25 protein-coding genes are annotated in these 24,782 nt (G+C 65.8%); 17 read left to right on the top strand and 8 right to left on the bottom strand.

Features of this window, described 5'->3' with window-relative positions; translation table 11 throughout:
- Nucleotides 1–38 precede the first annotated feature (38 nt).
- From ACQ7JA_RS06940 to ACQ7JA_RS06925, 4 genes are read right to left on the bottom strand one after another with little or no spacing between them, the layout of a single operon-like run.
- Nucleotides 39–527, bottom strand: coding sequence for an RDD family protein (locus ACQ7JA_RS06940; RefSeq protein ID WP_430895934.1), 489 nt, complete (start codon nucleotides 525–527; stop codon nucleotides 39–41).
- A 10-nt stretch (nucleotides 528–537) separates the two neighbouring features.
- On the bottom strand, nucleotides 538–1,311 hold the full coding sequence (locus tag ACQ7JA_RS06935; RefSeq protein ID WP_430895932.1) for a DUF3106 domain-containing protein: 774 nt from the start codon (nucleotides 1,309–1,311) through the stop codon (nucleotides 538–540).
- Nucleotides 1,308–1,706: a DUF3619 family protein gene (locus tag ACQ7JA_RS06930; protein ID WP_430895930.1), complete on the bottom strand. Its 399-nt coding sequence runs from the start codon at nucleotides 1,704–1,706 to the stop codon at nucleotides 1,308–1,310. The genes ACQ7JA_RS06935 and ACQ7JA_RS06930 overlap by 4 nt, the downstream gene beginning before the upstream one ends.
- The gene (locus ACQ7JA_RS06925; RefSeq protein ID WP_430895928.1) at nucleotides 1,703–2,272 is read right to left on the bottom strand and encodes an RNA polymerase sigma factor; all 570 of its coding nucleotides are present in this window, start codon (nucleotides 2,270–2,272) and stop codon (nucleotides 1,703–1,705) included. The genes ACQ7JA_RS06930 and ACQ7JA_RS06925 overlap by 4 nt, the downstream gene beginning before the upstream one ends.
- A 213-nt stretch (nucleotides 2,273–2,485) precedes the next feature.
- Here ACQ7JA_RS06925 and ACQ7JA_RS06920 point away from each other — a divergent pair, with 213 nt between their 5' ends.
- The 10 genes from ACQ7JA_RS06920 to ACQ7JA_RS06875 all read left to right on the top strand — a co-directional run bounded on the left by ACQ7JA_RS06920 (nucleotide 2,486) and on the right by ACQ7JA_RS06875 (nucleotide 12,633).
- Entirely contained in the window at nucleotides 2,486–3,361 is an 876-nt protein-coding gene (locus ACQ7JA_RS06920) for a TauD/TfdA dioxygenase family protein (RefSeq protein WP_430895926.1), read from the top strand.
- A gap of 13 nt (nucleotides 3,362–3,374) precedes the next feature.
- Nucleotides 3,375–4,376 (top strand): ABC transporter substrate-binding protein, encoded by a 1,002-nt coding sequence (locus ACQ7JA_RS06915; RefSeq protein ID WP_430895924.1) that lies wholly within the window; start codon nucleotides 3,375–3,377, stop codon nucleotides 4,374–4,376.
- A gap of 2 nt (nucleotides 4,377–4,378) precedes the next feature.
- Nucleotides 4,379–5,269, top strand: coding sequence for an ABC transporter ATP-binding protein (locus ACQ7JA_RS06910; protein ID WP_430895922.1), 891 nt, complete (start codon nucleotides 4,379–4,381; stop codon nucleotides 5,267–5,269).
- On the top strand, nucleotides 5,262–6,113 hold the full coding sequence (locus ACQ7JA_RS06905) for an ABC transporter permease (protein ID WP_430895920.1): 852 nt from the start codon (nucleotides 5,262–5,264) through the stop codon (nucleotides 6,111–6,113). The genes ACQ7JA_RS06910 and ACQ7JA_RS06905 overlap by 8 nt, the downstream gene beginning before the upstream one ends.
- 399 nt (nucleotides 6,114–6,512) lie before the next feature.
- Nucleotides 6,513–8,240 carry an acetolactate synthase 3 catalytic subunit gene (locus tag ACQ7JA_RS06900; RefSeq protein WP_430895918.1) on the top strand — a complete coding sequence of 576 codons (1,728 nt, stop codon included), beginning with the start codon at nucleotides 6,513–6,515 and terminating at the stop codon, nucleotides 8,238–8,240.
- Complete coding sequence (gene ilvN / locus ACQ7JA_RS06895) at nucleotides 8,240–8,731, top strand: acetolactate synthase small subunit (protein WP_027867685.1); 492 nt, start codon at nucleotides 8,240–8,242, stop codon at nucleotides 8,729–8,731. Before ACQ7JA_RS06900 ends, ilvN begins: the two co-directional genes overlap by 1 nt.
- A 94-nt stretch (nucleotides 8,732–8,825) precedes the next feature.
- Entirely contained in the window at nucleotides 8,826–9,842 is a 1,017-nt protein-coding gene (ilvC, locus tag ACQ7JA_RS06890; RefSeq protein ID WP_430895915.1) for a ketol-acid reductoisomerase, read from the top strand.
- Nucleotides 9,843–10,279: 437 nt separating this feature from the next.
- The gene (locus ACQ7JA_RS06885; protein ID WP_430895913.1) at nucleotides 10,280–11,065 is read left to right on the top strand and encodes an SIMPL domain-containing protein; all 786 of its coding nucleotides are present in this window, start codon (nucleotides 10,280–10,282) and stop codon (nucleotides 11,063–11,065) included.
- Between the two features lie 82 nt (nucleotides 11,066–11,147).
- Nucleotides 11,148–12,017, top strand: coding sequence for a CDP-diacylglycerol--serine O-phosphatidyltransferase (pssA, locus tag ACQ7JA_RS06880; RefSeq protein WP_430895911.1), 870 nt, complete (start codon nucleotides 11,148–11,150; stop codon nucleotides 12,015–12,017).
- A 7-nt stretch (nucleotides 12,018–12,024) separates the two neighbouring features.
- Nucleotides 12,025–12,633: a GyrI-like domain-containing protein gene (locus ACQ7JA_RS06875; RefSeq protein WP_430895909.1), complete on the top strand. Its 609-nt coding sequence runs from the start codon at nucleotides 12,025–12,027 to the stop codon at nucleotides 12,631–12,633.
- Here ACQ7JA_RS06875 and ACQ7JA_RS06870 read toward each other — a convergent pair.
- The 3 genes from ACQ7JA_RS06870 to ACQ7JA_RS06860 all read right to left on the bottom strand — a co-directional run bounded on the left by ACQ7JA_RS06870 (nucleotide 12,611) and on the right by ACQ7JA_RS06860 (nucleotide 15,066).
- Nucleotides 12,611–13,255 carry a helix-turn-helix transcriptional regulator gene (locus tag ACQ7JA_RS06870; protein ID WP_430895907.1) on the bottom strand — a complete coding sequence of 215 codons (645 nt, stop codon included), beginning with the start codon at nucleotides 13,253–13,255 and terminating at the stop codon, nucleotides 12,611–12,613. The two genes, ACQ7JA_RS06875 and ACQ7JA_RS06870, sit on opposite strands and share 23 nt — an antisense overlap.
- Entirely contained in the window at nucleotides 13,252–14,475 is a 1,224-nt protein-coding gene (locus tag ACQ7JA_RS06865; protein ID WP_430895905.1) for an MFS transporter, read from the bottom strand. Before ACQ7JA_RS06865 ends, ACQ7JA_RS06870 begins: the two co-directional genes overlap by 4 nt.
- Before the next feature lie 90 nt (nucleotides 14,476–14,565).
- Nucleotides 14,566–15,066: a hypothetical protein gene (locus ACQ7JA_RS06860; protein ID WP_430895903.1), complete on the bottom strand. Its 501-nt coding sequence runs from the start codon at nucleotides 15,064–15,066 to the stop codon at nucleotides 14,566–14,568.
- A 175-nt stretch (nucleotides 15,067–15,241) separates the two neighbouring features.
- Here ACQ7JA_RS06860 and rpsO point away from each other — a divergent pair, with 175 nt between their 5' ends.
- The 3 genes from rpsO (at nucleotide 15,242) to ACQ7JA_RS06845 (ending at nucleotide 18,086) form a co-directional block, all read left to right on the top strand.
- Complete coding sequence (gene rpsO, locus ACQ7JA_RS06855) at nucleotides 15,242–15,511, top strand: 30S ribosomal protein S15 (RefSeq protein ID WP_027867691.1); 270 nt, start codon at nucleotides 15,242–15,244, stop codon at nucleotides 15,509–15,511.
- A 166-nt stretch (nucleotides 15,512–15,677) separates the two neighbouring features.
- Nucleotides 15,678–17,780, top strand: coding sequence for a polyribonucleotide nucleotidyltransferase (gene pnp, locus ACQ7JA_RS06850; protein WP_430895900.1), 2,103 nt, complete (start codon nucleotides 15,678–15,680; stop codon nucleotides 17,778–17,780).
- 201 nt (nucleotides 17,781–17,981) lie between these two features.
- A complete protein-coding gene (locus ACQ7JA_RS06845; protein WP_430895898.1) occupies nucleotides 17,982–18,086 on the top strand; it encodes a PEP-CTERM sorting domain-containing protein in 105 nt (34 codons plus the stop codon).
- Nucleotides 18,087–18,158: 72 nt separating this feature from the next.
- On the opposite strand, the gene cadR is transcribed toward ACQ7JA_RS06845, so the two are convergent.
- The gene (gene cadR, locus ACQ7JA_RS06840; protein ID WP_430895896.1) at nucleotides 18,159–18,563 is read right to left on the bottom strand and encodes a Cd(II)/Pb(II)-responsive transcriptional regulator; all 405 of its coding nucleotides are present in this window, start codon (nucleotides 18,561–18,563) and stop codon (nucleotides 18,159–18,161) included.
- A gap of 97 nt (nucleotides 18,564–18,660) precedes the next feature.
- Here cadR and ACQ7JA_RS06835 point away from each other — a divergent pair, with 97 nt between their 5' ends.
- From ACQ7JA_RS06835 to ACQ7JA_RS06820, 4 genes are all read left to right on the top strand, one after another.
- Complete coding sequence (locus ACQ7JA_RS06835) at nucleotides 18,661–18,990, top strand: hypothetical protein (protein ID WP_430895894.1); 330 nt, start codon at nucleotides 18,661–18,663, stop codon at nucleotides 18,988–18,990.
- Nucleotides 18,991–19,071: 81 nt separating this feature from the next.
- Nucleotides 19,072–20,310 (top strand): TolC family protein, encoded by a 1,239-nt coding sequence (locus ACQ7JA_RS06830; RefSeq protein ID WP_430895892.1) that lies wholly within the window; start codon nucleotides 19,072–19,074, stop codon nucleotides 20,308–20,310.
- Nucleotides 20,307–21,488, top strand: coding sequence for an efflux RND transporter periplasmic adaptor subunit (locus tag ACQ7JA_RS06825; RefSeq protein WP_430895890.1), 1,182 nt, complete (start codon nucleotides 20,307–20,309; stop codon nucleotides 21,486–21,488). The genes ACQ7JA_RS06830 and ACQ7JA_RS06825 overlap by 4 nt, the downstream gene beginning before the upstream one ends.
- Nucleotides 21,489–21,498: 10 nt before the next feature.
- Nucleotides 21,499–24,669, top strand: coding sequence for an efflux RND transporter permease subunit (locus ACQ7JA_RS06820; RefSeq protein WP_430895888.1), 3,171 nt, complete (start codon nucleotides 21,499–21,501; stop codon nucleotides 24,667–24,669).
- The last annotated feature ends 113 nt before the right edge of the window (nucleotides 24,670–24,782 follow it).

Genomic DNA, 24,782 nt, shown 5'->3' with positions numbered 1-24,782 from the left:
TGCCGCGTTCGAATGCCGCGCGGCAAGCATCGGGGTGTCTAGCGCTTGCGCTTGGGCAGGGTGATGAGGCGGGTGCCGGCCAGGCGGTCGTGCAGGAACTGGCGGTCGCGGTCGAACAGCGCCGTCATCGCCCATGGCACGATGCCCACCGCGAGCGCGATCGCGATCTGGCCGGGCTTGTGCAGGCCGAATGCCCAGCACACCATCATCGCCGGCGCGAACCAGCCCCAGGCCAGCACATAGCGCAGCAGCGCTGTCCTGAACGGCAGCTTCGCATGGCCCACCTTGACGACCTTCATGCGCCAGGTCTTCATGGCCAGGGTATGGCCGCTGTCGATCCAGCACCACATGAAATAGGCCCCCGCTGTCGCTACCAGCCACAGGTTCATGCCGATCTTCGCCACCGGATGCTGGCTGTTCAGGGTCAGCAGCATGTAGAGCCCGATCGCAAAGGCGCACACGGCGAACAGGCAGAAGGCCTCGTAGACCATGGCCATCAGGCGCCGCCGCACGCTCGGCGTTTCCACCTTGATCGGCTCAGTTGCTGGCGTTGCTGGCGCTGGCGCTGGCGTTGCTTGGGCTGCTTGCATTGGATGCGTTCTGTGCGGGAGGAAGGGCAGAGGAAGGGCTTGCCGGAACAGCCGACGGCGCCGTGGCCGGCGCGGCTGGGGCCGGGTTTGCCGCCGTGGCGGGCGCCGGCTGCGCCGGCATGATGCAGGACGTCCCGCGCCGCATCGCACCCGGCGGGCAGGTCACGGGCGTGTCGATCATCGGGGAATGCGGCATCGAGGGCACGCCCTGCGGCAGTTTGCCGGAGCGGGCCAGCTTGCGCTTTTCTTCCTCGGACAGCTGCTTGTAGCTTTCCCAGGTCGCGGCCTTCCGGCCCGGATCGAGCCTGCGGGTCTTGTTGAAGTTTTCGCGGGCGAGGTTGCGCTGCTCGGGCGTCAGGCGCATCCATTCGCGCATCCGGTCGTGCACGCGCTCTTGCTCGGCGGGGCTCATGGAGGCGAAGCGCGCGGACAGTTCGAGCCAGCGGCGCTTGCGCATGCCTTCCAGCTGGTCCCACTCGGGTTTCAGGGGGGCGAGCGCCGCCTGCTGCTTGCGCGACAGTTCGCGCCAGAGGGGTTTGTCGAGGGTCTTGGCGACCGGCTTGGCGCCGACCGCCGTGGCGTCCGCCGGATTGACGCTGGCCGCGCTGGGCGGCGTCGATGCGGACCGGTTGTAGACCGCCCAGGTCGCGGCCCCGGCAATCAAGACCGCTGCCGCAGTTGCAACAACGGCGAGTCGGGGCTTCTGAGCGGGCTTCGTCATTGCTTGCGCTGCTGCGACTCCACGTAGGCGTTGAAACCGTGGTCGAGGTACGCGGTCAGCGGCAGCTCGTCGGCCAGCACGGCCGCGTCGATGTCGGCCAGGGCGGCGATGCGCTGCTGTTGCTCATACTGGTAGACACCGCCCATGCCGATGACCAGGGCCAGCATCGGGATCGCCACGCCCAGGCGCGCCAGGGCGGGGCCGGTGAACAGGGCGTTGAAATCGAACAGCGGACGCTTGCCCGGCTGTGCGGGCGCCGCATCGGGCTTCTTGCGCGCCAGGGCGGCCGCGCGCGCCGCCGCCAGCCGGTCGGTCGTCGAAGCCGGCAGTGCGTCGAGGTTCTCGTTCAGGGCATGGCGTATCTTGTACGCGAGGTTGATGTCGTCCGTGTTCATAGCTTGATTCCCTTGGCCTTGAGCGCCGCGGCGAGGGTGTGGGTTGCTCGTGAGCAATGCGTCTTGACGCTTCCCTCCGAGCATCCCATCGCTTCGGCCGTCTCGGCCACGTCCATGTCCTGCCAGTAACGCATGAGGAAGGCTTCCCGTTGACGCGCGGGGAGCTTTTCTACTTCCTCTTCGATCAGGCGCAAGGTTTGCGCGCGTTCGAACTGGTCCGCGCTCGACTCCGCAGCAGCCGTCCCTTCCTCCGCTTCGTACGAGGAAAGTATATCAAACTCCTCGTCCTCCCCATCCGGCCGGCTGAAGCCCGAGAAGAGGCTGATCCAGGTATTGCGAACCTTTTCGCGGCGGAAGTAGTCGAGGATGGTGGTCTGCAGGATGCGCTGGAATAGCATCGGCAGCTCGGCGGCAGGCTTGTCGCCGTATTTCTCGGCCAGCTTGATCATCGCATCCTGGACGATGTCGAGGGCCGATTCGTCCTTGCGGACCGCATACACCGCCTGCTTGAACGCACGCCGTTCGACATTCTCGAGGAAGTCGTTGAGTTCTTTGTCAGTGGCCATGCGTGGTTGAAAGGGCGTGTGGTGCGAATGCCGTGAGGAAAACTGACGAATGCTAGCAAAAAACCTTGGCGCGCGCATCCAAATCGCGCAGCGAGGCCTTTTCGAGGCCTGGGCCCGCCTGCAAAAAGTGCATGAAGTTAGTCGAAATGATTCGTTGTTGCGCCCTTTGTGCGTCGATATGCTGGAAAAACGATCAACGCTTCCCTTGTCACCATGCCGCTCGATTCGACCCGCCAGGATTTCGACATCCGTGCTTTCGTGAACCAGCCGCTCGGCGCCGAGGTGCTCGGCCTCGACCTGGCCCGTCCCCTGAGCATCGACGATTTCGACCGCCTGCACCGCGCCCACCTGGAACACCATGTGCTGGTCTTCCGCGACCAGACGTTCACGCCGCAGCAGCAGGTCGACTTCAGCCGCCGCTTCGGCCAGTTGCAGATCCACGTGCTGCGCCAGTTCCAGCTGCCCGAGGCGCCGGAAGTGCTGGTGATCTCGAACATCCGCGAGAACGGCGAGCCGATCGGCCTGGGCGACGCCGGCCACTTCTGGCATTCGGACCTGTCCTATAAAGCGGTGCCGAGCCTGGGCTCGATGCTGCACGCCCAGGAATTGCCGGACGAGGGAGGGGACACCCTGTTCGCCAACCAGCACGCGGCCTACGAAAGCCTGCCCTCGAAGCTCAAGCGCGAGATCGCGGGCCTGAGCGCCGAGCACAGCTACCTGGCGCGCTACGAGGAGCTGCGCCAGCGCAATCCCTGGCGCCCCAAGCTGACGCAGGAGCAGATCGACGAAGTGGTGCCGGCCGTGCACCCGGTGGTGCGCACCCACCCGGAGACGGCGCGCCGCGCGCTGTTCGTGAGCGAGCACTTCACCACACGCATCCTGGGCGTGCCGGAGGAGCGCAGCCGCGAATTGCTCGACATCCTGTTCGAGCACAGCACCCGCCCCGAATTCGTCTACCGCCACGGGTGGCAGCCGAACGACCTCGTATTCTGGGACAACCGCTCGCTGTTGCACCTGGCCACGCCATTCCCCCAGGAGCAGCGTCGCAAGCTCTACCGCACCACCATCGAGGGCGACGTCCCGTTCTGACCATAAGGCAACCATGATCAAGATGAAATTCGCGGCTGCGGCCGTCGCGCTGGCCCTGGGTGTGTCCGGGACCGCCCAGGCGGAAGGCAGGATCCGCATCGCCGAGCAGTTCGGCATCGTCTACCTGCTGCTCAACGTGGCGCAGGACCAGAAGCTGATCGAGAAGCACGGCAAGAAGCAGGGCGTGGACATCGACGTCGACTGGGTCAAGCTCTCGGGTGGCGCGGCGGTCAACGATGCGCTGCTCTCCAACTCGATCGACGTGGCCGGCGCCGGACTCGGTCCGCTGTTCACGATCTGGGACCGTACGGCCGGGCGCCAGAACGTGCGCGCGGTGGCGTCCCTTGGCAATTTCCCGTATTACCTGGTCAGCACCAACCCGGCGGTGAAGACCATCGCGGACTTCAGTCAGAAGGACCGGATCGCGCTGCCGGCCGTGACGGTCTCCGTGCAGGCGCGCATTCTGCAGATGGCGGCGGCCAAGCAGTGGGGCAAAGCGGCGTTCAAGAAACTCGACCCGATCACGCAGACGGTGCCGCACCCGGACGCCGCGGCCGCCCTCATTGCCGGCAAGACCGAGCTGAATGCCCACTTCGGCAATCCACCGTTCCAGGAGCAGGAGCTGGCCGGCAATCCGCAGGCGAAGATCGTGCTGAATTCCTATGACGTGCTGGGCGGGCCGAGCTCGGCCACGGTGCTGTATGCGACCGAGAAGTACGTCAAGGAGAATCCGAAGACCTACCGGGCCTTCATCGATGCGCTGAGCGAAGCGGCGCAGCTGGCGTCCACGAACCCGGAAGCAGCGGCGGATGCCTACTTGCGGATGAACAAGGGCAATATCGACCGGGCGCTGTTGATCAAGGTGATCAGGAATCCGCAGGTGCAGTTCAAGGTGGCGCCGCAGAACACCCTGGTGCTGGGGCAGTTCCTGCACGAGGTCGGGGCAATCAAGACCAAGCCGGCGAGCTGGCGCGATTACTTCTTCGTGCACCCGGCGCTGGAGAAGGGGAGCTGAGCATGAGCCCGCCTAATTTGAATCCGCTCATTCTGGTTCCACCGCCATCGCCCGGGCCGCTGCTGCGCGCGGAGCACGTCACGCTCGAGTACAAGGGCGAGCATGGTGTCGTGCGCGCGACCGAGGACGTGAGTTTCGAGGTACATCGGGGCGATCGCTTCGTGCTGCTGGGGCCGTCGGGCTGCGGCAAGTCGACCTTGCTGAAGGCGGTGGGCGGCTTCATTGCACCGCAGGCGGGGAGCCTGACCCTGGGCGGAAAGGCGATCAGCAGGCCGGGGCCGGACCGGATCGTCGTGTTCCAGGAATTCGACCAGCTGCCGCCCTGGAAGACGGTGCGGGAGAACGTCATGTTCCCGCTGCTGGCCGGTGGCGTGAAGCGCAAGGAGGCGGATCAGCGGGCGCGGCACTGGCTGGGCAAAGTGGGGCTGGCAAGGTTTGCCGATGCCTATCCGCATACCTTGTCGGGCGGGATGAAGGCGCGCGTGGCGATTGCGCGGGCGCTGGCGATGCAGCCGGAAGTGCTGTTGATGGATGAGCCGTTTGCGGCGCTCGATGCCTTGACGCGAAGGACGATGCAGGAAGAGCTGCAAGCGCTATGGGACGGGATCGGGTTCACGATGCTGTTCGTGACGCACTCGATCGAAGAGGCGCTGGTGGTGGGGAACCGGATTTTGTTGTTGTCGCCGCATCCGGGGAGGGTGAGGGCGGAGTTGAATAGCCATCAGTTCAGTCTGGCGAGCGCGGGCAGTAGCGAGTTTCAGGCGGCGACGCAGAGGATTCATGGCTTGTTGTTTGGTGGTCAGGCGGAGCATGCGGGAGTTGACCGCGCGGTCGGCGGAGCGTGCGTTGGTCCACTGGTCCAACGCACCCCTACGAAAGTCGTCAATGAATAATCCGCCGATCCGTCCCGAATACATCCTGGAGCTGGCGCCAGCGTCACCGGCTATTCCTGCAGCCAAGACGGCGTTGCCTGATCTTGCCTGGCTGCGCAAGCTCGGCATGCTGGCGGTGATCGCCATCGTCTGGGAACTGCTGGCGCGCTACTTCGACAACGATCTGCTGCTGCCCGGCGCGATCCAGACCGGCAAGGCATTCGCCGAGGGCGTCGCTTCGGGGGAGCTGTGGGGGTACGTCAGTGTGTCGCTGAAGATCTTGACCCAGGGCTTCGTGCTCGGCGTGATCGGGTCCTTCCTGCTGACCTGGCTCGCTGTTTCGAGCAAGCCCGGCCGCGAGCTGATCGATACGCTGACCTCGATGTTCAACCCGCTGCCGGCGATTGCGCTGCTGCCGCTGGCGCTGCTGTGGTTCGGCCTGGGCAAGGGCAGTTTGCTGATGGTGCTCGTGCATTCCGTGCTGTGGCCGCTGACCTTGAACGCCACCGCGGGCTTCCGCTCGGTGCCGGATACCCTGCGCATGGCTGGGCGCAACTATGGGCTCGGTGGCCTGCGCATGGTGCTGCAGATCCTGATACCGGCCGCACTGCCGAGTATCCTGTCCGGCCTGAAGATCGGCTGGGCCTTCGCCTGGCGCACCCTGATCGCGGCCGAGCTGGTTTTTGGCAGCACCTCGGGGCAGGGCGGGCTGGGCTGGTACATCTTCCAGAGCCGCAACGAGCTCTTTACCGATAAAGTCTTCGCCGGCCTCGCCGCCGTCATCCTCATCGGCCTTAGCGTGGAGCACTTCGTGTTCCAGACCCTCGAACGCCTGACCGTCCGCCGTTGGGGCATGCAGCGCTGACACCCTTCCCGGAACGCACCGTTTTGGACCGCCTGTAAATTATTACATTGAAGGCTTGACCAAAATGGTGCAACGCAGTAATGTGTTCCAACGCTTTGCACCCCCGAAGCTCCCAAGTCATCCGGTCCAGGCCCACACGCCCATTCCGGAATGACGCGCTTTCATTTGTAGGCAGTTTGCTCCGACCCGCGCCACAAGCGCGAGAGATGCGTCCCACCGCCAACAAACACTCAAGCCGAACGAGTTGCGCCCAGCGCTCGTGCGTAAGGTCCCTACGGCGACCTGAACCACGGACGTGCCACGCAGAGAGAAGGGAAGCATGAGGGTTGTTGCGGCAGTCGCACCTCGTTAGGAACGGGCATCCGATCAAACTCCCATTGGGTCTTGAAAGGAATGAACATGAGTAACGAAACATCAGCCCCGATCACGGGCGCTGAAATCGTGGTGCGTTGTCTCGCGGAAGAGGGCGTCAAGCACGTCTTCGGTTATCCCGGCGGGGCAGTCCTCTACATCTACGACGCGATCTTCAAGCAGGACAAGTTCCAGCACGTTCTCGTCCGCCACGAACAGGCCGCGGTGCATGCCGCCGACGCCTATTCCCGCAGCTCCAACACCGTCGGCGTCGCCCTCGTGACCTCCGGTCCGGGCGTGACCAATGCCGTCACCGGCCTGTCCACGGCCTATATGGACTCGATCCCGATGGTCGTCATCACCGGCCAGGTGCCGAGCCATGCGATCGGCCAGGATGCCTTCCAGGAATGCGATACCGTCGGCATCACCCGCCCGGTGGTCAAGCACAACTTCCTGGTCAAGGACGTCAAGGACCTGGCCTCGACCATCAAGAAAGCCTTCTACATCGCCCGCACCGGCCGTCCCGGCCCCGTGCTGGTCGACATCCCGAAGGACATCAGCATGCACAAGTGTGTGTACGACTACCCTCGCGAGATCGAGATGCGTTCGTACAAGCCGGTCGACAAGGGCCACGCGGGCCAGATCCGCAAGGCCGTGCAGCTGCTGCAGGGCGCCGAACGCCCGATGATCTATGCGGGCGGCGGCGTCATCCTGGCCAACGCCTCCAATGAGCTGAACCGCCTGGTCGAGAAGACCGGCTTCCCGGTGACGAATACCCTGATGGGCCTGGGCGCTTCGCGCTCCTCGAGCCCGCATTTCGTCGGCATGCCGGGCATGCACGGAACCTACGAAGCGAACATGGCGATGCAGAACTGCGACGTCCTGATCGCCATCGGCGCCCGTTTCGACGACCGCGTGATCGGCAACCCGAAGCACTTCGCTTCCAACCCGCGCAAGATCATCCACATCGACATCGACCCTTCGTCGATCTCGAAGCGCGTGAAGGTCGACATCCCGATCGTCGGCAACGTCAAGGACGTGCTGGTCGAGCTGCTGTCGCAGCTGGACGCTTCCACGGCGCAGCCGCAGACGCATGCACTGCAGACCTGGTGGAAGCAGATCGCCGAATGGCGCGGCCGCGACTGCCTGGCCTATCCGGGTTCGAACGAGGTCATCAAGCCGCAGTCGGTGATCGAGCAGCTGCACAAGGTGACGAACGGCGACGCCTTCATCACCTCGGACGTCGGCCAGCACCAGATGTGGGCCGCGCAGTACTATGGCTTCGACAAGCCGCGCCGCTGGATCAACTCGGGCGGCCTGGGCACCATGGGCGTCGGCCTGCCGTATGCGATGGGCGTGCAGATGGCGAACCCGGATGCGACCGTGGCCTGCGTGACCGGCGAAGGCTCGATCCAGATGTGCATCCAGGAGCTCGCGACCTGCAAGCAGTACCACCTGACGCCGAAGATCATCCTGCTGAACAACCGCTTCCTCGGCATGGTGCGCCAGTGGCAGCAGATCGACTACGGCTCGCGCTATTCCGAGTCGTATATGGATTCGCTGCCGGACTTCGAGAAGCTGGCCGAGGCCTATGGCCACGTCGGCATGCGCATCGAGAACCCGAACGACGTCGAGGGTTCGCTGCGCGAGGCCTTCGCCATGAAGGACAGGCTGGTGTTCATGAACTTCATCACCGACCAGAGCGAGAACGTCTGGCCGATGGTCAAGGCGGGTTCCGGCCTGTCTGAAATGCTGCTCGGCTCGGAGGACCTGTAATGCGACACATCATTTCCGTCCTCCTCGAGAACGAAGCCGGCGCGCTGTCGCGCGTGGTCGGCCTGTTCTCGGCGCGCGGCTACAACATCGAAACCCTGACCGTGGCGCCGACCGAAGACGCGACCCTGTCGCGCATGACCATCGTCACCAGCGGCTCGGACGACATCATCGAGCAGATCACCAAGCACCTGAACCGCCTGATCGAGGTGGTGAAGGTGGTCGACCTCACCGAGGGCCAGCACATCGAGCGCGAACTCATGCTCATCAAGGTGCGGGCGGTCGGCAAGGAACGCGAAGAGATGAAACGCACCGCCGACATCTTCCGCGGCCGCATCATCGACGTGACCGAGAAGACCTACACGATCGAGCTGACCGGCGCCAAGAGCAAGCTCGACGCCTTCATCGACGCCATCGACCGCGCCTCCATCCTCGAGACCGTCCGTACCGGCGGCTCCGGTATCGGCCGCGGCGAACGGATTCTCAAGGTTTGACGATACATCGCATTTGTAGGGTGGGCGGTCCCCCGCCCACGCGTTCAAGCAGCGCCAGCCTACCCACACAATATTAAAATTTAAAGGAATGACCATGAAAGTGTTCTACGACAAAGACTGCGACCTCTCCCTCATCAAAGGCAAGAACGTCGCCATCATCGGCTACGGCTCGCAGGGCCACGCCCACGCCCAGAACCTCTCCGAATCCGGCGTGAACGTCACCGTCGGCCTGCGCCGCGGCGGCGCTTCCTGGAACAAGGTCGAAGCGGCCGGCCTGAAGGTCGCCGAAGTGGACGAAGCGGTGAAGAACGCCGACGTCATCATGATCCTGCTGCCGGACGAGAACATCGCCGAGGTCTACAAGAACAACGTCGAACCGAACGCCAAACAGGGCGCCGCACTGGCCTTCGCCCACGGCTTCAATGTCCACTATGGCCAGGTGGTGCCGCGCGCCGACCTCGACGTCATCATGATCGCTCCGAAAGCCCCGGGCCACACCGTGCGCGGCACCTACCGCCAGGGTGGCGGCGTGCCGCACCTGGTCGCCGTCTACCAGGACAAATCGGGCGCCGCGCGCGACATCGCGCTGTCCTATGCCATGGCCAACGGCGGCGGCCGCGCCGGCATCATCGAGACCAATTTCCGCGAAGAGACCGAGACCGACCTGTTCGGCGAACAGGCCGTGCTGTGCGGCGGCGCCGTCGAACTGATCAAGGCCGGCTTCGAGACCCTGGTGGAAGCGGGCTACGCGCCGGAGATGGCCTACTTCGAGTGCCTGCACGAACTGAAGCTGATCGTCGACCTGATCTACGAAGGCGGCATCGCCAACATGAACTACTCGATCTCGAACAACGCCGAGTATGGCGAGTACGTCACCGGCCCGAAGGTCGTCACCTCGGCGACCAAGGACGCGATGCGCCAGTGCCTGAAGGACATCCAGACCGGCGAATACGCGAAGAGCTTCATCCTCGAGAACAAGGCCGGCGCCCCGACCCTGATCTCGCGCCGCCGCCTGACCAGCGAGCACCAGATCGAGGAAGTCGGCGCCAAGCTGCGTGCGATGATGCCGTGGATCGCGAAGAACAAGCTGGTGGACCAGTCGAAGAACTAAGCTTCCTGTGTCATCCCGGAGGGCGGCAAGCGCTGTGCAGGCGCTTGCCGCCTTTTTGCATGGCGCTGTCACCATTGGCTGTTGGGTCAGGGTGAACTGTCGAGCTAATTCGCTGTCTGATTGCCATCCCGGTCGATAGCGGAGGCGGCAATGCAGGCGGCGGGCTTCAGGAGGTGGCTGGCGCGCGTAAGGCATCTCGACCGGCGCCAGCGCGAGCAATTGCTTGCGATTTCGCGGTCGAACGGATCCGCTCCCTGCCGGGCTTCGAGGATCCGACCCACGCCATGTAATCAATTGCAATCGCGCCGAGACAATTCAAGACAGCTGTTACGCGGCTTGGTGTTTTGCAACTGTTCATTACAAAATCACGATAGATGTCCCAAGCCCGGTATCGTATAAGTGACGTCGACATTCGTCATACATACTGGAGAACAACAATGAAACTTTCGAAATCCCTCGTCGCCGCAGCCCTGGTGCTGGCTTTCCAGGCGCAGGCCCAGGTCCAGGCCCAGACCCAGGCCGCCGCCCCGGCCACCACCGGCACCCTCGTCGTGGTCCCCGCCTTCGGCGAGATCAAGCACGCCAACGACCAGGCGACCATGATGTTCGCTGTCGAGGAACACGACAAGGACAAGGCCGCCGCCGCCGCACGCGTGAACCGCAAGATGAAGGAAGGCACGGAGATCGTGCGCCGCGCCGACCCGCAGGCCGAGCTGAAGACCATGGGCTACTACACCTATCCGGTCTACCCGGAAGTGCCGCCGATGCCCCAGCCTGCTACGCGCGCCGCCACGAAGCCGGTGCCGATCGCCTGGCGCGTCGGGCAGTACCTGGAAGTCAAGACGAAGAACCTGGCCGAGCTGCCGAAGACCGCTGCTGCCGCGCAGAAAGTCCTGCAAATCAATGGTGTGAACTTCGGCCTGAGCCCGGAACTGGAAAAGCGCCTGGACGACCAGCGCATCGCCGCGACTTATCGCAACCTGAACGAGCGCATCGTCTCGATCGCCCGCGCGATGGGCCGCCAGCCCCAGGAAGCCGTGCTCGATACGGTCGACTTCGAGGGTTCCGGCAACTATGCGGGCGACGCCCAGGCCGCGGCCGCCCCGCAGATGATGCGCATGAGCGCCAAGCGCGAGATGGCGGACGAGGTTCCGGAACCGAGCTTCGAACCGGGCGAAACCACCCTTCAGATGCGTCTGGTCGGCAAGGTTCGCTTCAAATAATGTTCACGCAACAGTAGCGATTCGCTAACGAGGGGTCCGCGCCTCTATAATGCAGCTAACTGTATTACTGACACGGACCCCTATGCCAACCTTTCCACGACGCAGGACGCCAGGCGCAGCGCCGAAATCGCCCCGTTTTTCCCGTTTGAAACGTTTTGGGAGGAGGGCGGAAGACCGCCTGGAAGGCGAGCGCGGGCGTGGCATCTACCTGCTCCCCAACGCTTTCACCACCGGTGCGCTGTTCTGTGGCTTCTACGCGATCGTGATGGCGATGAACCAGCGCTTCGAACACGCCTGCTGGGCCGTGTTCATCGCCATGGTCCTCGATGGCCTGGATGGGCGCATCGCCCGCCTGACCAATACCCAGTCCGAATTCGGCGCCCAGTACGACTCGCTGTCCGACATGGTGTCCTTCGGCGCCGCCCCGGCCCTGGTGATCTATGAATGGTCGCTGCGCGGCCTGGGCAAGCTCGGCTGGATCGCGGCCTTCATCTACTGCGCCGGCGCCGCGCTGCGCCTGGCCCGCTTCAACACCAATATCCAGGTGGTCGACAAGCGTTTCTTCCAGGGCTTGCCGAGCCCCGCCGCCGCCGCCCTGGTGGTCGGCTTCATCATGATGATGACCGACCCGGACATCAACGTGAGCTCGCGCCAGGTCGACTGGGTCAGCTGGGCGATTGCCGTGTTCGCCGGCCTGACCATGGTGTCGAACGTGCCCTTCTACAGCTTCAAGGACATCAACTTCCGCAAGTCGGTGCCCTTCATCGTGGTGTTCCTGATCGCCCTCGGCTTCGCGCTGGTGGCGATCGACCCGCCCAAGGTGCTGTGGCCGATCTTCGTGATCTACGGCCTGTCCGGCTACGCCGTGTTTGCGTATCGCGCGGCCAAGGGCAAGCCGGTCAGCATCATTCCGCTGGATGACGACGACGATACCGGCGGCGTGCGCCGCTAGGGTGGACGTGGCGAAGATCGATTTCAGGCGGGAGCTGAAGCACCTGTACCGGCCAAGGGCGAAGGAGGTGGTGCAGGTGGATGTGCCGCCCCTGCGCTTCCTGATGATCGACGGTGAGGGCGACCCGAACACCTCCCCGGCCTACGCCCGGGCGGTGGAAGCCCTGTTCTCCGTGTCGTACACGGCCAAATTCATGCTGAAAAAAGGTCCGGCGGCCATCGACTACGCCGTCATGCCGCTGGAGGGGCTGTGGTGGGCCGACGACCTCTCGTCCTTCATCTCCAACGACCGCACGCAATGGAAGTGGACGATGATGATCAACCAGCCGGACCTCGTCGAGGATTCCGTGATCCACGCGGCGCTTGCACAGGTAGGTGAAAAGAAGCGCTTGCCTGCGCTCGACGCGCTGCGCCTGGAAACCTTCCACGAGGGGCGCTGCGCCCAGGTCCTGCACGTCGGACCGTTCAGCGAAGAGGGGCCGACCATTGCGCGCGTCCACGCCTTCATCGAGGAGCGCGGCGCCCTGGCGGGCAAGCACCACGAGATCTACCTGAGCGACATTCGCCGCGGCGACCCGTCCCGGTGGAAGACCGTCATCCGCCAGCCGATGGCGTGACCGCGATCGGCACGATGCGGTAGGCGCAGCGCCGCGCGCCGGCCAGCTGGTGCTCGACGCGCTCGACCTGGGCATCCGGCCCCAGCACGCGCCGGAACACATCGAGTTCCGATCGGCAGAAATTCTGGCAGGCGCGCGCCGCGGCGCAGATCGGGCAGTGGTTCTCGACCAGCAGCACGCTGCCGTCCTCCTGCGCCTGGGCCTCGGCCATATACCCCTCGGCTTCGCGCATGACCGCCAGCGCCGCGGCGCGCTGGACCAGCGGCGCGTCGGTGTCGATGGCGTTGCGGTAGGCCGCTTCGCTGGCGGCTTCGCGTGCGTCGATCATGCGGTCGATCGCTTCTTCTCCGAACAGCATGCGCACCTGCCCGATCAGGTCGAGCGTCAGCGCGGCATGGCGGTCCGGGAAGCGCGCGTGGCCCAGGTCCGTCAGGCGCCAGCGGCGCACCGGGCGGCCCACCTTGCCGGGTGTGTCCTCCGACGCCACCAGGCCCTTTTCCTGCGCGGCTTCCAGCTGGCGCCGTGCGGCCATCGAGGTCAGGTGCAGGACCTCGGCCAGGGTTTGCGCGGTCTGCGGACCGCGCGTCTTCAGGAGCATCAGGATCTGGTCGAAGGTATTCATGCGGCGTGGCTTTCGATGGGGGCGGGTTGGCGGCTCCAGCGCCGCATCGCGAAGGCGCCGGTGGCGGCGAAGAGGCCGCCGGCCACCAGCACCAGGCGCGTGTCGACCAGCGCCAGCAGCGCGCCGCCCAGCGCCATCACGACGTTCGCGAGGCAGAAGGTCGTGGAGAGCAGGCCCATCACCGAGCCTTGCCCGTGGTGCGCGAACTGGTCGACCGACCAGGACTGGATGGTCGCGTTATAAAAAGCGTGCGGCAGGCCGAACAGCACGATGGCGGCCATGCCGACCCACAGGTTGCCCAATCCCACGCAGATGATCGCCAGCGCCACCGCGCCGGCCTGGCCGGCCACGCGCTGGCGCGGATCGAGGCTGCTTGCCCGCCCCGCGAACAGCGCCGTGAAGGCCATCAGGCCGCACATGGCCATGTTCACGAAAGCGATGCCGGCGGCGTCATAGCGGCCGACTTCGACCAGCCACATCGGGAAGAAGCTGTAGAAGGCGGTGACCCCGCAGGCGTAGCTGAAGTGGATGAGGAAGAGCATGCGCAGCGGCGAGTGGCGCAGCAGGGTGAAGGCATGGCGCTTGCGCATGGTGCTCGCCCAGCTTTCGGCATGGGCCGCCGCCGTGCGCGCCTCGGGCGCCAGCGCCAGCGCCAGCGAGGAGAGCAGGGCGCCCAGCAGCAGGCCGCCGGCCGCCACGTAGAAGGGCAGCGTCACGCTGTAGTGGGCGCTCAGGCCCGACAGCAGCGGGCCGGCCAGCCAGCCGAGGTTGAAGGCGCCGTTCAGCCAGGACAGCGCGTGGTTGCGCAGCTGTCCCTGCAGGCGCTCGGCGAGCAGGGCGCGCAGGATGGCCGTGTTGCCTTCCATGAGGCCGGTGGCGAAGCGGGCGCCGACGAGCAGGGGGTAGGACTGGATCAGCAGGGCATAGGCCGTGAGCAGGTGCCCGGCCGCGGCGCCGAAGGTCGTCAGCAGCAGCAGGCGGCGGCGTCCGATCACGTCCGAGGCCGGGCCCAGGATGGCGCTGCCGATCAGCAGGCCGACCGGGTTGACCATCAGGGCGACGCCGAACAGGAGCTTGGGCGGCAGGCCGAGGAAGGCGTTGAGCCCGTTCGGCGCGTCGCCGGCGAACAGCGGCGGCAGCAGCGGATAGGCGACCGAGGCCCCGACCGTGGACAGCAGCGCCAGCAGGCAGGCGCTACCGATCAATAAACCATGCTTCATATGAACCCCGGCCCAGGTGTTGGCGATGAGGCATCATACGAAGAACTCCTCAATAAGTAAACAAATTTGTTTATTTATTGGCCGCTCAAGCTACCAGCCCATGCGCTCCTTCGGCTCGTACATCGGATCGGGCCCGTTCATCATCTGCCGCACCACACCCTGCTGGTCGAAGTGCACGTGCATCAGCGAATTCCATACTCCGGCTTCCTTGTAGCGATAGGACCAGACCTCATAGTTGCGCAGCGCCACGCGCGAGGTCTCGGCCGGGCGCCCGACGGTGCGCAAGACTTCTTCCTTGTCCGCCGAATCGATCTTGACGGTGGCGAACTTCTCGCTGGTCAGCACCTGCTCGTAGGACACCAGCCGCCCGTCCGCGCCAATGCGCGCCATCCAGGTCTGCTGGCCCATCGGTCCGGTGGCGTATTCGAAGATGCGGTCGTGCCCGGCGCCGTAGATGGCGGTCGGGGCGCCCATCTTCTGCTGGACGACTTCGGCCGAGTCGCCGATGGTGGGCGCCTGGCGAAGCATCCCGGCGCAGCCGCCGAGCAGCATCGCGGTGACGAGTGTTGTAATTCTGATCAATTTATCCATGACTTGGCCCTCATACAGCCCGAAAAACTCCATGATGCACCATCCAGGCGACGCAAACAGTGGCCGCACGCCGGGTTTTCCCCTATACTGGCGGGTCTGTCCGTTTTGGACAGGTCTTTAAACAATCACGGTACGCTGGGTTTCGACTCATGTACCGCATGTGAAAGGTAACATCATGACCGTAGAAAACATCAACAAAGCCGCGATCATCGCGGACAACGCACGTGGCCAGAACGATACCGGTTCGCCGGAAGTCCAGGTTGCACTGCTGACCGCCCGCATCAACGAGCTGAACGGCCACTTCAAGGCACACCAGAAAGATCACCACTCGCGTCGTGGCCTGATCATGATGGTTAACCGTCGTAAGAGCCTGCTGGCTTACCTGAAGCGCAAAGACGCGAACCGTTACCGCGACCTGATCGCCAAGCTCGGCCTGCGTAAGTAATCGTTGGTCAAGACGATTTAGTCACGAAATGCCTGCGCCAGATACCTGTCGCGGGCATTTTTTGTTTTAGCTGTTTTGTTGTTGTAGCAATGACGGAAACATTCCGTCCGTGGTGAGGTGAACGACAGCTCCTGAAAATCTGTCGGCAAAATGAAAGGGATTACCCATGTTTAACAAAGTTACGAAAACCTTCCAGTACGGTCAACACACGGTCACCCTGGAGACGGGTGAAATCGCGCGCCAGGCAAGCGGCGCCGTCGTCGTGTCGGTCGAAGACACCGTCATCCTGGCCACCGTGGTCGCCAAGAAGGACGCCAAGCCGGGCCAGGATTTCTTCCCGCTGACCGTCGACTACATGGAGAAAACGTACGCAGCCGGTAAGATCCCGGGCGGCTTCTTCAAGCGCGAAGGCCGTCCTTCGGAAAAAGAGACCCTGACCTCGCGCCTGATCGACCGTCCGATCCGCCCGCTGTTCCCGGAAGGCTACCTGAACGAAGTCCAGATCATCATCCACGTCCTGTCGGTCAACCCTGAGATCGACCCGGACATCCCGTCGATGATCGGCGCCTCGGCTGCGCTGTGCATCGCCGGCATCCCGTTCAACGGCCCGATCGGCGCAGCGCGCGTCGGCTACGCGAACGGCCAGTACATCCTGAACCCGACCACCACCCAGCTCAAGACCTCGCAGATGGACCTGGTCGTGGCCGGCACCGAAACCGCCGTGCTGATGGTGGAATCGGAAGCGCAGCAACTGTCGGAAGAAGTCATGCTGGGCGCGGTCGTCTTCGGCCACGACCAGATGAAGGCCGTCATCGACGCGATCCACGACCTGGTGGCCGAAGGCGGCAAGCCGGAAGTCGAGTGGAGCCCGGCGCCGAAGAACGAAGAACTGATCGCCCGCGTGAGCGACCTGGCCGCCGAGAAGATCCGCGATGCCTACCAGACCCGCGAAAAATCGGCGCGCCAGCAGAAGCTGAAGTCGATCTCGGCCGAAGTGATGGCCGGCCTGGCGACCCAGGGCGTCGCAGCCGATGCGGCCGAAGTCGGCAACATCCTGTTCGACATGGAAGCCAAGGTCGTGCGTTCGCAGATCCTGAACGGCGAGCCGCGCATCGACGGCCGCGACACCCGCACCGTGCGTCCGATCGCGATCCGCACCAGCGTGCTGCCGCGTACCCACGGCTCGGCCCTGTTCACCCGCGGCGAAACCCAGGCACTCGTGGTCGCCACCCTCGGCACCGCGCGCGACAGCCAGAAGATCGACGCGCTGATGGGCGAGTACACCGACGACTTCATGATGCACTACAACATGCCTCCGTTCGCCACCGGCGAAACCGGTCGCGTGGGCACCCCGAAGCGCCGCGAAGTCGGCCACGGCCGCCTGGCCAAGCGCGCGCTGGTCGCTGCGCTGCCGTCGGCGGAAGAGTTCAGCTACTCGGTGCGCCTGGTCTCGGAAATCACCGAGTCGAACGGCTCCTCGTCGATGGCTTCGGTCTGCGGCGGCTGCCTGGCACTGATGGACGCCGGCGTGCCGATGAAGGCGCACGTCGCTGGCATCGCCATGGGCCTGATCAAGGAAGGCGGCAAGTTCGCCGTCCTGACCGACATCCTGGGTGACGAAGACCACCTGGGCGACATGGACTTCAAGGTCGCCGGCACCCCGGCAGGCATCACCGCCCTGCAGATGGACATCAAGATCCAGGGCATCACCAAGGAAATCATGCAGGTGGCGCTGGCGCAAGCCAAGGAAGCCCGCCAGCACATCCTGGGCGAGATGCAGAAGGCCGTGCCGAGCGTGAAGACCGAGCTGTCGGACTTCGCACCGCGCCTGATCACCATCCGCATCAACCCGGAAAAGATCCGTGACGTGATCGGCAAGGGCGGCGCCGTCATCCGCGCGCTGACCGAAGAAACCGGCACCCAGATCGACATCACCGACGAAGGCATCGTGACCATCGCGTCGGTCGACGCCGCCGCCGGCCAGGAAGCCAAGCGCCGCATCGAAGAGCTGACCGCATCGGTCGAAGTGGGCAAGACCTACGACGGCACCGTGCTCAAGCTGCTGGACTTCGGCGCGATCGTGCAAGTCATGCCGGGCAAGGACGGCCTGCTGCACATCTCGCAGATCGCCAACGAGCGTGTCAACGCCGTCGCCGACTACCTGAAGGAAGGCCAGCAAGTGCGCGTGAAGGTCCTCGAGACCGACGAGCGCGGCCGCCTGAAGCTGTCGATGAAGGCTGCCGATCCGGTGGAAGGCGCGGCGCAGTAATCCTGCGTCATGCCTGAGCGGTTCGCCGCTTAATATGAAAACCGCCAGTGCGTGAGCCTGGCGGTTTTTTTATGGGTCGCACCGACGGCTTGAGGTGCGACAATATGTCCGGAGGGCAAGGCTAGAGAATCGTAGGCTGACGTTCTTTGCACCAACGGCGCGCGCTATGTGGCCTACAATTCACTCGTGGAGATCGGTGTCGTGGAAACCACCCAGGACGTGCCGGAACCAGGCTCGCTGGCGCTGGTCGGCCTGGCCCTGGTGGCGCTCGGCGGCGCACGGGCACCTTCCGCCAAGCGCGGCTGATTGGCCAAGTCCCGGCAGGGGCGTCACTCCGCCCCGGCCGGGCGCCGCTCCTGCTCGCCGGCCTCGGGGCGCTTATTGCATGGGCTCGTGCTCGGACAGCGCGTGCAGAATGCCGCAGGCCTGCGGGGCCTGCGTCGCCACGCAGCAGCGGCGCAGTTGCTTGAGCTGCCGCTCCAGCGCCGTCAGTTCCGCGATCTTGCCTGCGACCTGCTCGATGTGCCGGTCGAGCAGGGCGTTGACGTCGGTGCAGTCGCCATCCGGCTGATCCCGCGCATCGAGGAGGAGGCGGATCTCCTCGAGTCCCATGTCGAGCGCCCGGCAGTGGCGGATGAACTGCAGGCGCTCGGCATGCCGTTCGCCATAGCTGCGGTAATTATTGGCGCCCCGTTGCGGCGGCGCCAGCAGGCCGATCCGCTCGTAGTAGCGGATCGTCTCCACCGGGCACTGCGTGCGTCCCGCCAGTTCGCCTATCTTCATCGCATCCTCGCTCCGCTCCATCGTGCTTGACCCTGTAGCGACTACAGGGTTTTAAATAGCGATCATATATGAACAACGCCGTCCTTGCCGCCGCTCGATGAAACGCTTGCTGGTCCTGCTCCTGCTGGTACTGATGCCGCTGCAGCTCGTCTGGGCGGCGTCCGGCGCCTGCTGCGCGCCTGACGAGAAGGCGCGTACCCAGCACGTCTGTCTCCAGGCGCAGCAGCAGTGCGACGACGACGGAAGCGCCCTGGCGATTGATGAGGGCTGCGACTGCTGCCACCACTTCTGCGGCGGCGCGCTGCTCGCGTCCCCGGCCCTGCTGCCGGCGCCGGAGCCCTTCGCGGACGCCGTCTTCGACGCCCCGCTTTACACCTCCTACATCCCCGACCTGCCTCCGCCGCCCAAGCGTCCATCCTGCGCCTGAAGGGGCGGGACCGTTCAGCTTTCGCGCGCAGCAGCGCGCATCGTCCCGCCGTCGACATCGTTGCAACGGAATCGGACCATCATGAAGAACCACATCATCCGCCTGGCCCTGGCGGCGTGCGCGCTCGCTGGCAGCGCATCCGCGCTTGAAGCGCCATTGACGCTGCCGGCAGCCATCGACAGGGCGCTGGCGGCCAATCCTGGCCTGCGCGCAGCCGGCAACGAAGCCGCGGCGCAAGAGGGCGCGATCGGGCAGGCCGGTGCGCTGCCCAATCCCGAGCTCGAACTGCTGCGCGAAGGACGCGAGCGCAGCAACCGGACCACCACCGCGCAGCTCGGCATCCCATTCGAACTCGGCGGCAAGCGGGCCGCCCGCGTCGACGCCGCCAGGCAGGAACGGGAGCTCGCCCTGGCTGCCCTCGACGCGCTGCGCGCCCAGGTGCGCGCCGACACGGTCGCCGCTTATTACGATGTCGTCGCCGCCGGCGAGCGGCAGCGCCTGGCCAGGGAGCTGGTAGCCGTGGCGGAACGTGCGACACAAGCCGCCGCGCGCCGGGCCGATACCGGCAAGGCCTCGCCGCTGGAAGCCACTCGCGCGAAAGTCGCGCAGTCTTCGCTGCAGATCGAGGCGATCCAGGCGGCGCGCGAGCTGGCCGCGGCCCGGATCCGGCTCGCGGCGCAGTGGGGAGGCGACCCGGCCACCCTGGTTCTCGCTTCGCCTGGCGTTATCGAGGCGCCCGCCGTCCCGCCGCTGGCCGGGCTGGAGGCGCGCCTGGCAAGCGCGCCGGACCTGCGCCGCGCCCTGGCCGGCGTCGCCCACCGCAGTGCGCTGGTGCGGGTCGAGGAGTCGCGCCGCATGCCCGACGTGACCCTGATCGTCGGCGCCCAGCGCGAGTCGTCGAACGAGCGCATGGGGGAGGAACGGCGCGCCTTGCTCGGCGTATCGGTGCCGCTGCCGCTCTTCAACCGCAACAGCGGGGCGGTGCTGGAGTCGCTGCGCCGCGTGGACAAGGCGCGCGATGAACTCGATGCCGAGCGCGTGCGCCTGCATGCCGCGCTGGCCCAGGCGCATGGCCAGCTGGCCGCGGCAAGCGAAGAGGCGGCGCTGGTCAAGAGCGAGGTCCTGCCCGGCGCCGAGCAGGCGTATGCGGCCGCCAACCGCGGCTATGAACTCGGCAAGTTCGGCCTCATCGACGTGCTCGACGCCCAGCGCACGCTGGTCCAGTCGCGTCACCAATACCTCAAGGCGGTAGCGGAGAGCTACCGCGCGCTGGCCGACATCGAACGGCTCGTCGGCCCGGCGCCCCAGGAGAAACCATGAACAAGCACCAAACGAAAATCATCGGCCTCATGCTGGCCTGTGCGATCGCATTCAGCGGCTACGTCATTCTCAAGGACCGCTCCCCGGCCGTGGCCGGCACGCACGAGGAAGCCGGCCACCAGGAAGAAAAACAGGGCGGCCATGCCGAGGACGGCATCGTGCGCTTCAGCGAGGAGCAGGTCGCCAGCAGCGGCATCACGGTATTGAGCGTTGGAGCGCGCCAGATCGATTCCTTCATCCGCATGCCGGGCCAGATCGCCCTCAACGAGGACCGCACCGCCCACGTCACCCCGCGCGCGCAAGGTGCGGTCGAGAAGGTCGAGGCCAACCTGGGCCAGCTGGTGAAAAAGGGCGACCTGCTGGCGGTCATCGCAAGCAGCGAGGTGGCCGCACGGCGCGCGGCGCTGGCGACGGCGGAGAAGCGGCGCGAACTGGCCAGGAGCAGCTACGCGGTTGAAAAAACGCTGTGGGAGGAGAAGATCGGCGCACGCCAGGATTACCTGAAAGCGGAACAGGAACTGCAGGAGCTCGAGATCAACGTGCAGGCGGCGCGCCAGTCGCTGCAGGCGCTCGGCACCGGCGGCGCAATGGGAGCGTCGAACCGCCTGCAGGTGCGTTCGCCCTTCGACGGCATGGTGGTCGAGAAGCACATCGTGCTCGGCGAGATGGTCGGCGCCGACACCCGCGTGTTCACGGTCAGCGACCTGTCCCAGGTCTGGGCCGATGTCGTCGTGCCCAGCCGCGACCTCGAGATCGTCCGTGTCGGCACCGATGCCGTGATCCGCTCGATCGCCTCGAATACGACGGCGCCCGGCAAGGTGAGTTTTGTCAGCGCCCTGATCGGCGAAGAATCGCGCTCGGCCAAGGCGCGCGTGGTGCTGGCCAATCCGCACCTCTCCTGGCGCCCGGGCCTGGCAGTCAACGTCGACATTGTCACCGGCGCGGCGCGGGTGCCGGTGGCGGTGGCGCGCGAGGCGCTGCAGACGGTCGACGGACGGCAGGTGGTCTACAAGCGCGTGCCGGAGGGTTTTGTCGCGCAGCCGGTCGCCACCGGGCGCTCGGACGACCGCTTCGTCGAGATCGTGTCCGGCTTGAAGCCGGGCGAACGCTATGCCGCATCGGGCTCCTTCGGCGTCAAGGCCGAACAGGGCAAGGGCGAAGCCGGCCATCACGACTGAAGGAGACGCCATGTTCAACCGCATCATCCAGGCCGCGATCGCGCAGCGCTGGCTCGTCATGGCCTTCGTCCTGGCGATGGCCCTGCTGGGCGTCTACAACTATGGGCGCCTGCCGATCGACGCCGTCCCCGACGTCACCAATGTGCAGGTGCAGATCAACACGGCCGCGCCTGGGTATTCGCCCCTGGAAACCGAGCAGCGCATCACCTACCCGGTCGAGGCCCAGCTGGCCGGCCTGCCGCGGCTGGAGAGCTTCCGCTCGCTGTCGCGCTATGGCCTGTCCCAGGTCACCGTCGTGTTCAAGGAGGGCACCGACATCCACTTCGCGCGCCAGCAGGTAGGCCAGCGCCTGCAGGACGCGCGCGAGCAGCTGCCGGCTGGCGTGATCCCGACCATGGGACCGATCGCCACCGGCCTGTCCGAGATCTATTCCTGGACCGTGGAAACCGTTCCCGGCGCGAAGAAGCCGGACGGCTCGCCCTACCTGCCCTCCGACCTGCGCGAGATCCAGGACTGGATCATCAAGCCGCAGCTGCGCAGCGTGCCCGGCGTCACCGAGATCAACTCGATCGGCGGCTTCGACAAGGAATACCTGGTCGCGCCCGAGATGGCGACCCTGTCCGCCTATGGCCTGGACCTGGGCGACATCGTGGCCGCCATCGAGAAGAACAACGGCAACGTCGGCGCCGGCTATATCGAGCGGGCAGGGGAGCAGTACCTGGTGCGCGCCCCCGGCCAGGTGGCGTCCAGCGACGACATCGCCAACATCGTGGTGGCGACCATCCGCGGCATGCCGGTGCGCATCCGCGACGTCGCCACGGTCTCGCTCGGGCGCGAACTGCGCACCGGGGCAGCGACCGAAAACGGCCAGGAGGTGGTGCTGGGCACGGTCTTCATGCTGATGGGCGAAAACAGCCGGGAGGTGTCGCGCGCCGTCGACCGCCGCATGGTGGAGATCAACCGCACCCTGCCGCCGGGCGTGAAGGCGGTCACGGTCTACGACCGCACCGTGCTGGTGGAAAAGGCCATCGCCACGGTGCGCAACAACCTGCTCGAGGGCGCGGTGCTGGTGGTGGCCGTGCTGTTCGCCTTCCTGGGGAACATCCGCGCCGCCCTGATCACCGCGATGGTGATCCCGCTGGCGATGCTGTTCACCTTCTCGGGCATGGTGGTGAACCGGGTCAGCGCCAACCTGCTGAGCCTCGGCGCGCTCGACTTCGGCATCATCGTCGACGGCGCCGTCGTCATCGTCGAGAACTGCGTGCGCCGGCTGTCGCATGCCCACGCGCGGCTGGGGCGCACCTTGACCTTGCAGGAGCGCTTCCAGGAGGTCTTCGAGGCCGCGCGCGAGGCGCGCCGGCCGCTGGTGTTCGGCCAGCTCATCATCATGGTCGTCTACCTGCCGATCTTCGCCCTGACCGGCATCGAGGGCAAGATGTTCCACCCGATGGCGATCACCGTCGTCACCGCGCTGCTGGGCGCGATGATCCTGTCGCTCACCTTCGTGCCGGCGGCGGTGGCCCTCTTCATCGGCGAGAAGGTGGAAGAGAAGGAGAACCGCCTGATGCACGCCGCGCGGCGCGCCTACGAGCCGGCCCTGCGCTACGCGATGGCGAACAAACCGGTGGCGCTGGCCTTCGCCGGCATCGTGCTGGCCGTCTCGACCCTGCTCGCGAGCCGCCTCGGCACGGAATTCGTGCCGACCCTGGACGAGGGCGACATCGCCGTGCTGACCATGCGCATGCCGGGCACCAGCCTGTCGCAGTCGGTCAGGATGCAGCAGCAGATCGAGCTTGAACTGGTACGGCGGTTCCCCGAGATCGAGCGCGTGTTCGCCCGCATCGGCACCGCCGAAATCGCGTCCGACCCGATGCCGCCGAACGTCGCCGACGGCATCGTCATGCTGCGCCCGGAGCGCGACTGGCCGAAGCCGAAGAAGACCCGCGCCGAACTGTTGGCGGCGATCCGGGAAACCCTCGAGCGCCTGCCCGGCAACAGCTACGAGTTCAGCCAGCCGATCCAGCTGCGCGTGAACGAACTGATCTCCGGCGTGCGCAGCGACGTGGCGGTGAAGGTGTTCGGCGACGACCTCGACACCCTGAACGCGGCCGCGGCCAGGGTGGCGGGCGTGCTGCGGGGAGTGCCGGGCGCGAGCGAGGTGAACGTCGAGCAGACCACCGGCCTGCCGATGCTGCAGGTGCGGGTCGACCGCGAACGGGCCGCGCGCATGGGCCTGAACATCGGCGACGTGCAGGACCTGGTCGCGACCGCCACCGCCGGACGGGAGGCCGGCACCCTGTTCGAGGGTGACCGCCGCTTCGGCATCGTGGTGCGGCTGCCGGATCCGCAGCGCGGCGACATCGACTACCTGGCGCGCCTGCCGGTGCCGCTGCCGGCAGGGGCGGGGGAAACCCGGCGTTTCATCACCCTCGGCGAAATCGCCGCCTTCGAGGTGGCGCCGGGCCCGAACCAGTTCAGCCGCGAGGGCGGCAAGCGCCGTGTGGTGGTGACGGCCAATGTGCGCGGGCGCGACATCGGCTCCTTCGTGGCCGAGGCGCAGGACAAGGTGGCCGCGCAGGTCAGGACGGCGCCGGGCTACTGGATCGGCTGGGGCGGTCAGTTCGAGCACCTGGAAGCGGCGGCCCGGCGCCTGCAGGTGGTGGTGCCGGCCGCCCTGGCGCTGGTGTTCATGCTGCTCTACCTGGTCTTCAACAACGTCAGGGACGGGCTGCTGGTCTTTTCCGGCATCCCCTTCGCCCTGAGCGGCGGCGTGTTCGCGCTCTGGCTGCGCGGGATTCCGCTGTCGATCTCCGCCGCCGTCGGCTTCATCGCCCTGTCCGGGGTGGCGGTGCTCAACGGCCTGGTGATGCTCTCCTTTATCCGCAAGCTGCGCGAGGAAGGCTTGCCGCTGGCGCGGGCGATCGAGGAGGGCGCGCTGGGACGGCTGCGGCCGGTCTTGATGACGGCCCTGGTCGCTTCGCTCGGCTTCGTGCCGATGGCGCTGGCGACCGGGACCGGGGCCGAGGTGCAGCGGCCGCTGGCGACGGTGGTCATCGGCGGCATCCTGTCCTCGACCGCGCTGACCCTGCTCCTGCTGCCGCTGCTGGTGGCGCTGGCGCACGAGCCGGGACGCCAAGGGCAAAATAGGCGCATATTTGGCATATTTTCAAGACCGAAATAACTATTTCCGCAAACTACTCAATGGTGTCATGTATGGACGACCATAAATGATATAGTTGGCCATTTTGCAGAATTTGCCTTGCCGCCGCCCGCATCCGGCGGCATGGCGCCAAC

It is taken from the genome of Massilia sp. BKSP1R2A-1 (genome assembly GCF_050586525.1).
GTDB lineage: Bacteria > Pseudomonadota > Gammaproteobacteria > Burkholderiales > Burkholderiaceae_D > Telluria.
Note: the sequence above shows the minus strand (reverse complement) of the source record. Positions and strands in the feature narration are given on the sequence as shown.